14 protein-coding genes are annotated in these 14365 nt (G+C 41.4%); 4 read left to right on the forward strand and 10 right to left on the reverse strand.

What is annotated here, in order from left to right; all coding sequences use genetic code 11:
- Positions 1–142: 142 nt before the first annotated feature.
- The 5 genes from FTU13_RS12240 to ppx are packed head-to-tail and all read right to left on the reverse strand — an operon-like array spanning position 143 to position 5252.
- On the reverse strand, positions 143–706 hold the full coding sequence (locus FTU13_RS12240) for a YggT family protein (protein WP_078189567.1): 564 nt from the start codon (positions 704–706) through the stop codon (positions 143–145).
- 27 nt (positions 707–733) lie between these two features.
- The gene (proC, locus tag FTU13_RS12245) at positions 734–1564 is read right to left on the reverse strand and encodes a pyrroline-5-carboxylate reductase (protein WP_111884714.1); all 831 of its coding nucleotides are present in this window, start codon (positions 1562–1564) and stop codon (positions 734–736) included.
- Complete coding sequence (tilS, locus tag FTU13_RS12250) at positions 1561–2937, reverse strand: tRNA lysidine(34) synthetase TilS (protein WP_180102568.1); 1377 nt, start codon at positions 2935–2937, stop codon at positions 1561–1563. The genes proC and tilS overlap by 4 nt, the downstream gene beginning before the upstream one ends.
- Complete coding sequence (locus FTU13_RS12255) at positions 2874–3698, reverse strand: acetyl-CoA carboxylase carboxyltransferase subunit alpha (protein WP_078189570.1); 825 nt, start codon at positions 3696–3698, stop codon at positions 2874–2876. The genes tilS and FTU13_RS12255 overlap by 64 nt, the downstream gene beginning before the upstream one ends.
- A 33-nt stretch (positions 3699–3731) precedes the next feature.
- On the reverse strand, positions 3732–5252 hold the full coding sequence (gene ppx / locus FTU13_RS12260; protein WP_180090282.1) for an exopolyphosphatase: 1521 nt from the start codon (positions 5250–5252) through the stop codon (positions 3732–3734).
- Between the two features lie 266 nt (positions 5253–5518).
- Here ppx and trxA point away from each other — a divergent pair, with 266 nt between their 5' ends.
- The 3 genes from trxA to FTU13_RS12275 all read left to right on the forward strand — a co-directional run bounded on the left by trxA (position 5519) and on the right by FTU13_RS12275 (position 8095).
- Entirely contained in the window at positions 5519–5845 is a 327-nt protein-coding gene (gene trxA / locus FTU13_RS12265) for a thioredoxin (protein ID WP_078192629.1), read from the forward strand.
- Positions 5846–6168: 323 nt separating this feature from the next.
- Positions 6169–7437, forward strand: coding sequence for a transcription termination factor Rho (gene rho, locus FTU13_RS12270; protein ID WP_067731074.1), 1269 nt, complete (start codon positions 6169–6171; stop codon positions 7435–7437).
- A gap of 412 nt (positions 7438–7849) precedes the next feature.
- Positions 7850–8095 carry a hypothetical protein gene (locus FTU13_RS12275; RefSeq protein WP_078192631.1) on the forward strand — a complete coding sequence of 82 codons (246 nt, stop codon included), beginning with the start codon at positions 7850–7852 and terminating at the stop codon, positions 8093–8095.
- Between the two features lie 282 nt (positions 8096–8377).
- Here FTU13_RS12275 and FTU13_RS12280 read toward each other — a convergent pair whose 3' ends face one another.
- The 3 genes from FTU13_RS12280 to pheS all read right to left on the reverse strand — a co-directional run bounded on the left by FTU13_RS12280 (position 8378) and on the right by pheS (position 12163).
- Positions 8378–8674, reverse strand: coding sequence for an integration host factor subunit alpha (locus FTU13_RS12280; RefSeq protein WP_004783565.1), 297 nt, complete (start codon positions 8672–8674; stop codon positions 8378–8380).
- Entirely contained in the window at positions 8671–11052 is a 2382-nt protein-coding gene (gene pheT, locus FTU13_RS12285; protein WP_180128485.1) for a phenylalanine--tRNA ligase subunit beta, read from the reverse strand. Before pheT ends, FTU13_RS12280 begins: the two co-directional genes overlap by 4 nt.
- Positions 11053–11182: 130 nt before the next feature.
- Entirely contained in the window at positions 11183–12163 is a 981-nt protein-coding gene (gene pheS / locus FTU13_RS12290; RefSeq protein WP_180128484.1) for a phenylalanine--tRNA ligase subunit alpha, read from the reverse strand.
- A 159-nt stretch (positions 12164–12322) separates the two neighbouring features.
- Here pheS and FTU13_RS12295 point away from each other — a divergent pair, with 159 nt between their 5' ends.
- Entirely contained in the window at positions 12323–13351 is a 1029-nt protein-coding gene (locus FTU13_RS12295; protein WP_180128483.1) for a hypothetical protein, read from the forward strand.
- Positions 13352–13435: 84 nt separating this feature from the next.
- Here FTU13_RS12295 and FTU13_RS12300 read toward each other — a convergent pair whose 3' ends face one another.
- Together FTU13_RS12300 and FTU13_RS12305 are read right to left on the reverse strand one after the other, a co-directional pair.
- The gene (locus FTU13_RS12300; protein ID WP_111884721.1) at positions 13436–13648 is read right to left on the reverse strand and encodes a hypothetical protein; all 213 of its coding nucleotides are present in this window, start codon (positions 13646–13648) and stop codon (positions 13436–13438) included.
- A gap of 110 nt (positions 13649–13758) precedes the next feature.
- A complete protein-coding gene (locus FTU13_RS12305; protein WP_180128482.1) occupies positions 13759–14310 on the reverse strand; it encodes an adenylate kinase in 552 nt (183 codons plus the stop codon).
- Positions 14311–14365 lie beyond the last annotated feature (55 nt).

Raw genomic sequence — 14365 nt, forward strand, 5'->3', positions numbered from 1 at the left:
GCCTTTCTCCCTCTAGGAGGAAGGTTGGATGGAGGTGAGATGTTTATTAGTTAGTATAAATATCTTGTTTTACACCTCATATTAAATCCACAAAAAAAGGACGCCTCGGCGTCCTTTTTAATTTAACTCGTCTTAGCTCAGATTAAAGACCAGTCAATAATGCAATTGCGACTTGCTTCATAATGGTTTCCGCAACCAACAATGCCAAAATCGCAAAAATTGGTGACAAGTCAATCATCCCCATATTTGGAAGGATACGACGGAATGGTGCAAGTAGCGGTTCTGCCAGCTCTTGAACCACTTCAATATAAGGCGAACGTGACTGACTAAACATCACGACCCAACTCAAAATAATCGATGCAAAAATTAAGTAACGACAGAAACGGATTAAATCCTGAATCATGGTCACAAAGGTCATAATGATCAAATGGAATGGACTATTCACCGCCACACCTGACAAATACATCAAACCAAACATTTTTAACAAATACAGAATCACCACCAACACCAATGCTGCGGTATTCACTCGACCTTTGGCCAAAGTTGGGAAAATTCGGCTAAAGATATCGACAATTTTTGTTGCTTTTGCTGTTGCCAAAACCACAGGGTTATATGGACTCACGGCAGCAAGCTGCATTAAAAAACGGAAAAATACGAGCAAAATTGCAACGTTAATAATGATTCCAAAAATTTGAGCAGAGCCCATACTTGAACTTTCCTAAATCAAATCGAATTATTTGGTGCTTTCGCTTAACTCTTGTGCTAACTCTTGGCTACGCTTTTGCGCTGCGGCTAAAGCGGCCTGAATATTTTGTGAAATTTGAGCATGATCAAATACTTCAATCGCAGCTTGTGTTGTACCGTTTGGAGAGGTTACATTTTTACGCAACTCCGCAGGACTGTTGGCACTGGTAATCGCCATTTGTGCAGCGCCCAATGCAGTTTGTAAGGTTAGTGCTGTAGCCACTTTTTCATCCAAACCCATGTTTTTCCCTGCACGGATCATACTTTCCATCATATAGAAAAAGTATGCAGGACCTGAGCCAGAAACAGCTGTTACCGCATCAATTTGCGCTTCTGAGTTTACCCAAAGTGTTAAACCCGTTGAAGCCAAAACTTGACTTGCAAGATCACGATCTTCAGCTGAAACCGCTTCACCTGCATATAAACCATGCGCACCGGTTTGAACTAAAGCCGGTGTATTTGGCATGACACGAACAATACGCTCTGTGCCTGATAGTTTTGAAATCGTTGCAATTTCTGCACCTGCAACAATTGAAATCACCAACTTCCCTTCTAGCAAACCTTGTAATGGTGCCAAAACTTTTGCCAACACCTGAGGTTTAACTGCAAAAAGAACAATGTCAGCATCTCGAATTGCCGCAACATTATCATCGGTCACATGCAAATCTTTTTCAGCCAAAAGCTCACGTACTTTTTCTACGGGATCTGAAACTGTAATACGTGTAGTCGGGACACCACGTGCAATTAGGCCACCAATTAAAGCCTGTGCCATGTTGCCGCCACCAATGAAACTGATATTACAATTTAGAATTGCGCTCATGATTGAAGATCCGATATTGCAGATTTAGCGTTAAGAGATAATGTTGGTTGCCAGCCAGCTTGAGTACAAAATTCAGACTGCGCCAACCAAAAGCCCTGAGGCGTAAAGACGCCTAGCATAACATTATCTCGGCTTAATATTTGAATAGTATGACGCTGCCATGGAAAAATTTGCGCCTGCTGAATGGCTTTTTTCAACGGCCAACTTCCGACACGACCATATAAATGAATTTTTTCGCCGCCAAGGCGTGGGCGTATCTGCAGTTGCTGCCCCAATAATTCAGGTGATAAGCCAACCTCTGAGGGTTGAATCACGAAATGTCCTGCAGGCAACTTGAGGCACTGACCTGCAACACAAGTTACAACCTCAACCTCTTGAATGGGTTCAGTTGGCAGATATTCCGCTTTGGCAATCCGATGAAGTTGCTGTTGAAAGCGCAGATAATAAAATCCATTCCAGTGTAATGCCGCTTGCGAGTCTTCGCGTGAGCCAATCACTTCTGAAAATAAACGCTGTACCATTTCAAAACTTGGACGATATTGCCCCTCACCTTTCATCCAGTGCGATAACAACTGACGCTGACGTGCCTGACTGAGCTGTTGTAAAGCAGCCAAAGATAACATTTGCGATGAACCACAGGCCGCTAAATCTTGCTGCAACACCTCATATAAAATTTCATCAGCATCTTGCATCAAGTAACTGGTTCGGCTCAGAGCTTGCTGCATTTTAGGAAATCGCTCACTGAGTAGTGGCCACAAAATTTCACGACTCCACGCACGGTCATAGTCGGTATCAAAATTGGTGAGGTCTTGAATATTTTGCACATGCAGCTGTGCTGCCCATTGGCAAATTTGCTCACGTGAAAGATCTAATAGCGGACGCCATAATGTAAAATCTTCACGTACATCGAATTTTTTCATGGCAGCAAGGCCATGGACACCGGCACCTGAAAGTAGGCGCAATATCAGTGTCTCGGCTTGATCTTGCTGATGATGCGCGAGTACTAATATTTCATCTGCTTGTAAATGTTGGGCAAAGGCTTGATAGCGGGCCGAGCGTGCTTGATTTTCAAGGTTACCTTGCGCAACCTGGACTTTCTGTATAATGAATGGGAGATTTAACGCTGCACACTGAGCGTGTACAAACTCGCCCCAAGCATGACTACACGCTTGTAGTTGGTGATCAATATAAATCACCCGTATTTTTTCAGGGCACAAAAACGACATAAGATGCAGCAGCAACATGGAATCCATGCCACCACTACATCCTATTAAAAATCGGCTTTGTTCAGGCAGCGCCTGAATTTGACTTAAGCAGTCAGCCCTAAATTGTCGCTGCCAAACTTCATTAAACGCTGATAACGCGCTTCGCATCGTTCGTTTGCATCCATTGGTTGCAGTTCTTCTAGAGCTTGCTTCAAGACCACTTTCAAATCCTGCATGACTTTTTCAGGGTTTAAATGTGCGCCTTCCGCTTCGTCCACCACGTATTCTACAATGCCCATCTTCTGCAATTTATCTGCCGTCAATGCCAATGCTTCACTTGCTTGTTCTGCTTTTTCTGCAGTTTTCCACAAAATAGATGCACAGCCTTCAGGTGAAATTACTGAATAAATACTGTGAGATAGCATAATCACACGGTCAGCTACGCCAATACCGAGCGCACCACCCGAACCTCCTTCACCCAATACCGTTGCTACTACAGGCACTTTAAGTGAAGACAGCTGAGCCAAACTAGTTGCAATTGCTTCGGCCTGACCACGCTCTTCTGCACCCACACCTGGGTACGCACCCATGGTATCAATAAAGGTAAAGACTGGCAGATTAAAACGCTCGGCCATATCCAATAAACGCTGTGCTTTACGGTAACCTTCGGGGTTACTCATACCAAAATTATGTTGTAATTTTTCACGTGTACTACGACCACGGTGCTGACCTACAATCATCACAGGCTGACCATCTAAACGAGCCAAACCACCAATCATCGCGCCGTCATCACCAAATAGGCGGTCACCATGCAAAGCATCGAACTCTGTAAAAATTTCGCCAACATAATCCAAAAACTGCGGACGTTCAGGATGACGTGCGATCTGAACCGTAGTCCAGGCTTTAGATTGAGCTGCTTTATTTTTCATAGGTCGATCATTATCCCTAACTTAACTGGTCTGTTAATTGATAAATTGTTCCGACTGGATATTCAGTTCAATATCCCAATGCTTAAATTGCAGTTGCTCATCATGCAAGTCTGCAACCAACAAAGGCCACTGTTTGGCATCACCAGAAACACTAAGTTGCCATTGTTGCGCATTGTCCACGCTTAATTCAATGGCAGGAAGCATCTCATCGCTGCGACTATGATTTAATAAAACTGCTAAACGAAGCAATAGACATAAGTAAACAAGTTTGTTACCACCGACTTTCATCACATCAACACGTGCATCACTGCGTAACTTACGACGATGATGCGCCACTAAATGCGACAAATGATTTTGATCAATTTGTGAGAAACCCGGAATATCCGAATGTTGCAGTAAATAAGCACCATGACGATGGTATCCACTATGACTGATCGCTAAGCCAATTTCATGCAAATACGCTGCACGACGCAGTAAATCACTGTCATCACTGGTCAAATTCAGTGCGGTCGCCACACCATTAAACAGTTGTTGAGCGGTATTTACCACACGTTCAGCTTGTTTCATATCTGCGTTGTAGCGCCCCATCAACGCATGTACAGAACGGTCACGAACATCTTCATGTTGGAAACGTCCCAATAGGTCGTACATCACGCCTTCACGTAACGCGCCATCAGAATAAACCAATTTATCGATATTCAGCACATCAAAGACTGCATACAAAATGGCAATGCCGGCTGGCAAAACTGCTCGACGGTCTTCTTTTAGACCATCAAATTCCATTTCATTGACATGCTTATATTTAAGCAATTTATCTTTGAGTTTAAATAAACCATCACGTGTCAGTTCTTCCTGATCGTTGCTCCAGCCCATATTGACACAAATCTGACGACACGCTTTGATCGTGCCACTTGAACCGACAACAGTATCCCAGCCCGCAGCTTTATAAGTGTTGGCAATGCCTGCGATTTCCTTGCGAGCAGCATTTACCGCTTTATCAAAACTTTTCAGGTTAATTTCACCATCAGCAAAAAACGCTTTGGTAAAAGCGACACAGCCCATTTGCACAGATTCTGTATGAATCGGTTCAAACTCTTCACCAATAATCAGCTCTGTTGAGCCACCACCGATATCAATCACTAGACGGCGACCACTATTTGCCATGGTATGTGAAACCCCTAAATAAATAAGACGGGCTTCTTCACGACCAGCAATAATTTCAATCGGCTTGGGTAAAATTTCAGCGGCTTTTTGAATAAATTCATGACCATTTTTTGCTTGGCGCAAGGCATTGGTCGCTACAATACGTAAACGGTTGGCTTGGACAGGATTTAAACGTCCCACAAAACGTGCTAGGCAGGCTAATCCTCGTTGCTGTGCGGCTTCAGTCAAATTTTTATTTTCATCTAGACCTGCGGCAAGCTGTACTTTTTCTGACATTGATGCAACTTTTTTCACTTCACCATGGTCTACGCGTGCGATAGCCAAGTGGAAGCTGTTCGATCCCATATCGATAGCAGCAAGTAATTCTTCATCAATCAAAAAATCAGACATTATTCAAAAAAACCTGTTCAGAATTGTGCTTAGATTAATTCACATACATGTAATTTAAAAGCCATTTATGAGTAGTTCGGGCGGAACTTATCGATTTTTTATCTGAAGCAATGATAGTCATACACGATCATCGGCATCGTGATCATCCATTAGACAAACTCACCATTCAGGTCGAAAATTTACATAACCCCCTACATTGTTATAGTTGGCTATGTAATACTTATAAACATAGAGTCAACTTAAAAATTAATTCCGGAGCAAAATCCATGTCTGGCAATATCGTAAATACAACTGATGAAAACTTCCAAGCCGATGTACTAGAGTCTGATACTCCTGTACTTGTAGATTTCTGGGCAGGTTGGTGTGCTCCTTGTAAAGCCATTGCACCTGTACTTGAAGTACTTTCAACTGAGTTTGAAGGCAAAGTTAAAATCGTTAAAGTAGACGTAACTTCTTGCGAACAAACAGCTGTAAACTACAACATCCGTAACATTCCTGCATTATTAATGTTTAAAAACGGCGAAGTTGTAGCAACCCAAGTCGGTGCAGCACCAAAATCTAAATTGACAGCTTTCATCGAAGAAAATATCTAATATTTTTTCGATAAAAACAATCGAAAATACGCTGTTTTACACAGCGTATTTTTTTGGATGATAAATTGACAAATGCTGTGTTCTCTCTTATATTGTTTACTCAAGAAATTAAGGATCTCAAATCCTGTCATTTTCTTACAACACAACACATAAAATGCCGCTCGGCAACAGAATTGTTTTTCACATCTCTCTTCATATAACGAATCAGATCTCTGAATTGTTTTGTGCAAACCAATTGCTATCGTTTCTTGCATGATCGCGGCACATTTGTTGCTCCCTTTTCCAACCTGTACCTCAGAATTTTAGATTCTATCTGACCACCTATGAACTTAACCGAACTCAAGAAAAAACCGATTGGCGAACTCATCAAGATTGCCGAGTTTATGGGCCTCGAAGGAATGGCTCGTAACCGCAAGCAAGATATTATTTTTGCCATCTTAAAGCGCCACGCAATGAACGGCGAAGAGATTTTTGGTGATGGCGTTCTAGAAATTCTGTCGGACGGCTTTGGTTTCTTACGCTCTGCAGCGGGTTCTTACCTAGCCGGCCCTGACGATATCTATGTGAGCCCATCACAAATCCGTCGCTTCAACCTTCGTACTGGTGACACTATTACAGGTACGATTCGTCCACCTAAAGAAGGCGAACGTTACTTTGCATTATTAAAAGTTAATCAAATTAACTACGACACACCCGAAAACTCACGTAATAAGATTCTTTTCGAAAACTTAACACCTTTATTTCCAACCGAACAATTGGTAATGGAATTAGGTAATGGTACAACAGAAGACTTAACTGCGCGTGTGGTTGACTTGGTTGCTCCGATTGGTAAAGGTCAACGTTCAATTATCGTTGCACCGCCAAAAGCGGGTAAAACCATGTTGTTACAAAACATCGCTCAGTCGATTGTTCGTAACAATCCTGAATGTTTCTTGATTGTCCTTCTGATTGACGAACGTCCTGAAGAAGTAACAGAAATGGAACGTACTGTTCGTGGTGAAGTAGTTGCTTCAACATTCGATGAATCACCAGCTCGTCACGTACAAGTTGCAGAGATGGTAATTGAAAAAGCGAAACGTCTTGTAGAACACAAAAAAGATGTAGTGATTTTGCTTGACTCAATTACTCGTTTAGCACGTGCTTACAACACCGTGATTCCGTCATCTGGTAAAGTTCTTACTGGTGGTGTGGATGCCCATGCTTTAGAACGTCCAAAACGTTTCTTCGGTGCAGCACGTAATATCGAAGAAGGTGGTTCACTGACAATTATCTCAACTGCGTTGATTGAAACTGGCAGTAAGATGGATGAAGTGATCTACGAAGAATTCAAAGGTACAGGTAACCAAGAAATTACCCTAGACCGTCGTATTGCTGAAAAACGCGTGTTCCCTGCGATGAATATCAAAAAATCAGGTACACGTCGTGAAGAGCGTTTGATGTCTGAAGATAACCTACGTAAAGTTTGGATTTTACGTAAATTGCTTCATACACAAGACGAACTTGCAGCGATGGAATTCTTGCTTGATCGCATGAAAGAAACCAAAACCAATGATGATTTCTTTGATCAAATGAAACGTAAAGCATCCAACTAAGTTGAATGTTTGACTGAAAAGGCCATCTATAACGATGGCCTTTTTATTTGGTTGACTTTGGTTACACAAAGAAACATTTGATGGATTTCCATGTAAACTTATTTTCAAGCTTCTGATTATAAAAAATATATTTTAAAAAACCCTATTCTTTTTAGTAGTTTATTTGCTATTTAGCCAATATAAAACTTTCTCTTAATTGTTATTTTCTGTTAAAAAATGGCCGTTTTTCACCTATTTTTAACGGTTTTTTCAAAGTCACTAGTAGCATTTCAAAATACTCAGTGATAGCATACACGCAGACCAGTTAGACTGCTCTATGCATTTTTAATACCTATTCAAATTAGGCATAATAAAAGCACACAACAGACTAACGCAGGTTATTTTTTAATCTCATATTTTAGAGAGTGATGCCATGTTATTCAAAAAAATCGCTATTGCTGCTGCAGTTGCTACTACTTTAGCTTTCGTTGGTTGTGCTAAAAAAACTGAAGAAGCTGCTCCTGCTGCTGCATCTGAAGCTGCTGCTTCTGAAGTAGTTGCTGCGTCTGACGCTGCTGCTGTTGAAGCTTCTGCTGCTGCATCTGAAGCTACTGCTGCTGCATCTGAAGCTACTGCTGCTGCTTCTGAAGCTACTGCTGCTGCTTCTGAAGCTCAATAATCCAACCGATTATTCAGCACAAAAAGAGAGCCCTTTGGCTCTCTTTTTTATTGCCTCAAACTTTAAACCTTTGTTAATAAAAATAGCTAAAATTCAAAATACTAAACCCATGCTTATTGAAAAATAAAAACTGAAGATTTAGCTCAAAGAAAGCCACAATCAATCTTTACGACAACTCAACTCAAATATATCGTCTCACTTTAAAACGAATATTCTTTAACATGACTTGTGTGATAGATGATTAAAACTGGACCTCCTAAATCAAAGGAAAAAAAAAGCAGATCAATTGATCTGCTCATTTCCAACACGTTGACGGAATTTTTGTCCCGCACGGAAGGTCACTACACGACGGGCAGAAATCGGAATTTCTTCACCCGTTTTCGGGTTACGGCCTGGGCGTTGACGTTTATCACGCAACTCGAAGTTACCGAAACCTGAGAGTTTAACTTGTTCCCCAGAGATTAGCGCTTGGCTAATCTCATCGAAGAATAACTCGACCATTTGTTTTGCTTCACGACGGTTTAAACTCGTGAGCTCACTTAAATGATCAGCCATTTCTGCTTTTGTTAATGCTGTCATGAAGCCCTCAATGTCGCCTGGTAAGTGTTTTCCAACACCTGAAGTATGTTATCCATACCGGTTTTGATTTCAGCATCTTCTAATGTACGTGTTGGATGTTGCCATTGAATTGCAAATGCCAATGAGCGCTTGCCTTCTTCGACACCTTGACCAGTGTACACATCGAATAACCAAACTGCGTCTAAAAGCTCACCGCCGGTTTTTTCGATAAGTTGCTGAATTTCACTAACATTAATCTTATCACTAATTAAAAGCGCAATATCACGTCGAACCGACGGAAAACGTGATAATTCTGTAAAATTAGATACATAAGTTTGCAAAACAGCCGATTGATCTAATTCAGCGACCCAAGTAGTCGCCAAATCCAACTCATCTTCTAAAGATGGGTGTAAACGACCTAAGTAGCCAATTGATTGACCATTGACTAAGATTTCAGCAGATTGACCTGGATGTAACCAGGTACGCTCTGAACGTACATATTCAACATTTAAACGTGCAGAATTTAAAATCTCCTCTACATCGCCTTTAAAGTCAAAGAAATCCATAGGCTGTGCTTTACCATGCCAAGATTCAGTCGTACGTGAACCTGTTGCAACCAGTGCAAATGTTGGGATCTGTTTAAGATCATGAATGCTGTTCGCACCTTGATAATCAAAACGTAGACCAAGCTCATAGAAACGCACACGGTTTTGCTGACGGTTCACGTTGTATTGCACACATGGGATCAAACTTGATAATAAGGTTGAACGCATCACTGCAAGATCACTAGAAATCGGGTTTGCAAGCGCTAGTGGTTGAACCTGTGGATTCAATTGTTTCTCAAGTTTCGCATCAGCAAAGCTAAAGCTAATTGCTTCTTGATAACCCAAAGCCACTGCAGTTTGACGTAACTGAACCAATTCAAATTGGTCTTGGTATTTCGCCAGTTTGACATCAATCACTGGCAAGCTGATTTGAATATTGTCGTAACCGTGAATACGTGCCACTTCTTCGATGAGGTCTTGATAAATCGCCATATCAAAGCGGTGTGATGGCGGTACAACTGTCCACTCACCTTCTGCTTTCACAGTGACATTGCAACCCAAACGCGTTAAAGCATCGGTAATAAATGCAGATTCAACTTTATAACCAAGCAGTTGATCGACTTGCGCTTGGTTCAGTTCAATGGCTTCACGTTTTGGTAATAGCTCTACTTTTTCAGCAACAGTAATTGGACCAAACTCACCACCAGCTAAATCAGCGATAAGTTGAGAAGCACGGTGCATTGCCGTCATCGGCAATTCAAAGTCTACACCGCGTTCATAACGCTGAGATGCATCAGTATGCAAACCAAAACTACGTGCACGACCTGCGATATAGAGTTGATCAAAGAACGCCGACTCAAGGAAAATTTCAGTGGTATCATCAGAAACCGCTGAACTTAGGCCACCCATGATTCCTGCAATCGCCAAAGCTTTTTGATCATCCGCAATCACCATCACGTTTTCAGATAATTCAACTTCTTGTTCATTCAACAACGTTAATTTTTCTGCTGCTGTTGCTTGGCGTACACGAACAGAACCTTCAACTTTACCGCCATCGAATGCATGTAAAGGTTGACCCAATTCCATTAAAACGTAGTTGGTAATATCGACCAAAATACTGTGCTGACGAATGCCTGCACGAGCTAATGCACGCTCCATCCACTCAGGAGTTGGTGCTTTGGTATTAACGTTTTTGATCACTCGACCTAAATAGCGTGGGCAACCATCAGTTTCAACAACAACTTTCTTCTCATCAGTAATTGTTGCAGCAACTTCTTTAATTTCAGGGGCAGTCACAGGGAGTTGATTAATCACACCAATTTCACGTGCAATACCACGAATACTGAAACAGTCACCACGGTTTGGCGTGATGCTAATATCAATTACATTGTCATCAAGATCTAAATATTCACGAATATTTGTGCCTACAGGAGCATCTGCAGGAAGCTCTAATAGACCGTCGATTTTATCTTCAAGATCAATTTCAGACGCACCGCACAGCATGCCTTGTGATTCAACACCACGAAGCTTGCCTTTTTTAATTTTGAAATCGCCCGGAAGTACTGCACCAATGGTTGCTACAGGAGCTTTCATGCCTACACGTACGTTTGGAGCTCCACAAACGATTTGTAACGGCTCGCCTGAACCGATGTTTACAGTAGTGACACGTAAACGGTCCGCATCGGGATGTTGAACCACTGTTAAAACTTCACCGACTACTACACCAGTAAATGGTTTTGCAGCAGGAGATAAATCATCAACTTCTAAACCTAACATGGTCAGTTGGTCAGAAAGTGTATCGCTATCAATGGCTGGGTTAACCCATGTACGCAACCAATTTTCGCTAATTTTCATTGTATAAAAACCTATTAATTCTAAATTTCTAATCCCCTCTAGCGCCCCTTTAAAGAAAGAGGACGAACCCTAAGTCATGATGGACAACCCCTCTCCTTTTAGGAGAGGTTAGGGAGAGGTATAAAACTGTTTAAGCAAATTGGCGTAAGAAACGCACATCATTTTGGTAGAACATACGTAGGTCATTAATGCCATAACGCAACATTGCAAAACGTTCTACACCTAAACCGAAGGCAAAGCCTTTGTATTTTTCTGGGTCAATGCCAGCGGCTTGTAAAACGTTTGGATGCACCATACCGCAGCCCAAAACTTCCAACCATTTACCACGTTCATCCATGATATCCACTTCCGCACTTGGCTCTGTAAATGGGAAATAAGATGGACGGAAACGTACTTTCAAATCTTTTTCAAAGAATTCATTTAACAAGTTCACTAACAAACCTTTAAGTTCTGCAAAGCTGGTATTTTCAGCCACATACAAACCTTCGATTTGATGGAACATTGGAGAATGCGTTTGATCTGAGTCACAGCGGTAAACACGACCAGGGCACACAACACGGATTGGAGGCTGCTGAGTTTCCATCGTACGAATTTGCACGCCTGAGGTATGCGTACGAAGTAAATGATTCGCATCAAAATAGAAAGTGTCGTGCATCGCACGTGCAGGGTGATGACCCGGAATGTTCAATGCTTCAAAGTTGTGATAATCATCTTCAACTTCAGGACCAGTTGCAACGGTAAAACCAGCTTTGGTAAAGAATTGGCAAATACGTTCTTGAACTTGAGTCACAGGGTGAATACTACCGACCGTTTGACCACGGCCGGGTAAAGTAATATCAATCGTTTCGCTAGCAAGCTTTTGTTCTAATGCAGCTTTTTGTAATTCAGCTTGACGAGCAGTCAGTGCGCCAGTAATCGATTCACGAACGGCATGAATTTGAGCACCAAAAACTTTACGTTCTTCTGGGTCCATTTTACCAAGCGACTTCGATTGTTCCGCGAGCTGGCTTTTCTTCCCTGTAAATTGCACTCGCACTTGGTCGAGTGTAGCAAGGTCCTCTGCTGCTGCAATCGCAGCGAGCGCTTCAGTGGTCAGGGCTTCCAGTGACATAGTAACTCTCAAAGCAACAATTTAAAAAAATAATATAAACCCCTTATTCTAACAGTTTTTAGCCGTTATGATGAAGCGCATTCACAAGTTAAAATTGCATTAGCATCAAGTTTTAAAAAAAGTATAAGATAAACACAATATCAATGGGATCCAATCTTTATGGCACTCGATCCAATCTGGAAACAACAGCTCACACTCGTCACTTATGGCAATGAATTTCTCAACCAAGGTTTAAGTTTTCAACGTTGGTTAAATCACCACATTTTTGATCAGCACAGTTTCCATTTTCGTGATTTGCTATCACAGCATTTATTGGCTCAACATTTCCAAATTTGGCTAGAAGGCTTAAAAAAACAAGGAGTACAACGCTTAAGTTTACATAGCTCTAGCTTGCTGAATGATGAACAAAATCCGAATGCTAACGTTGAACTCCTGCCCTTTGCCCATTTTATTGTGAGCCATGAACAAAATAAAAAGCAGGCATGGATTTTTGGTAAAGAACTTGCCGAGTGGTATAACGCAGAAAATGACTATGAAGCACCGGCATCCCAACAACTACAAATACGTCGCGAAACCTTTTGGCGCTATGAGCTGAACCATAAACTCATTAAACGCATCGAAGCGGATATGCAGTTACCAAAATGGGATGATATTCACAACTTCACTGAAGCAGAATTATTTTTACAAAAACCTGCGGAAGGTTTTATTGAGCCGGAGGTGTTGGGCACACCTTATTATGGTACGCAGCCTGATCTAAGCAGCGAATCGAATGAATCTACAAAACTCGCACTCTTGCCAACGGATGCACAAGCAGATTTCGCACATGACAGCTTACATCGCTTAGATGCATTAAACCGCCACATTCAATCTAAAATTCAGCATCCCTATCATGCAGATGGCAGCATCTATACACCTGAAGAACAGTTAAATTTGCGCCATTTTGCTCAAAAAACTGAAGATTTAACGGCTAAATTTATTGTAAAAGTCGCCAATCACTATAAAACTGCACGTTTAACTCCTCTGGTCGAAAGCTCTCCTCTGGATGGATTTAAAACTGAGCAAAGAAAATCAAATCCTCAGCATGCACACACGCCAAATCCAACCCATAAACCCGGTGCAGGTGGAGTGATTACCTTAATTATTATTACGGTAGTGATTTGCTTATTGGCTTATTACTTCGGACTTTAACTGTATAAATGTGATCAACACTAAAAAGCCCTTCTCATGGAAGGGCTTTTTTATGAACATGCTTATGTATGAAAGACCTCAAAATTATGAGGTAGTTAAATAATTAAACGGACGAATTTCTAATCGAACGCGATGCTGATCGGCATGTTGATTAATATAATGACTGACAGAGACTACTTCCCCCTCAAGCTCTGCATCTGCACCATACATGATTTTGACTGCCTCACCTTTGCGGGGAATCATTTCGAGCTCTACAGTAATGCTACCTTGACCCATACCAACTATTTCAGCCAACATTTTATTTTCCTTTTGTTCTTTTCTATCCATACATTAGGCATGTCGCAAAGCGCGGTATAAAGATTATTTCTGTAACTTAACTGCACTTTTTATTGATAAAACATCAAAACTTAAACATCAAAAACATAAGAGTCCAATTGTTCTAAAAATGCATCAACTGCATTTGCAGACTTTAAACGAATCCATTGAATATGTTGATATTCAGGTGCATTCATCATCTGTAGATATTTTTCACGATTCGTTTTATGGGTTTTAATCATCCACCAGACAATGGAATCTCGACCAAACATCCGCCACAAACTTTCCTGATTATTTGAATCTGGCCAAAGTTCTTGTTTGGACTTAGCCCGAGAAAATGCGCGCCTTACAGAGCGGTATAAATTGACTGGAAACGGAAGGTCTAACCATATCACCGTATCTATTTCAGACCATTTAACAGGAATCGCCCGAGTATAATTGCCATCAATAACATAACCATTTTTCGCTTTAGCAATTTCAGCTCCGATACGTGCAAAAAAGATTTCGTCAGGACACTCCTGCCAATCATCTAGCCAAAATAGATTATCCAGTTCTATATAATTTAGTCCTAATTTGTCCGCCAAAGCTCTGGAAAAGGTTGATTTTCCAGTGGCCGATGTACCGACTACATTTATTCTTTTCATTGCCATGACGATCTACTTGAGTCTGGTGAATCTACTCCAAGATAACAGCATTGGA

Source organism: Acinetobacter sp. YH12064, assembly GCF_013419735.1.
Lineage (GTDB): Bacteria > Pseudomonadota > Gammaproteobacteria > Pseudomonadales > Moraxellaceae > Acinetobacter > Acinetobacter amyesii.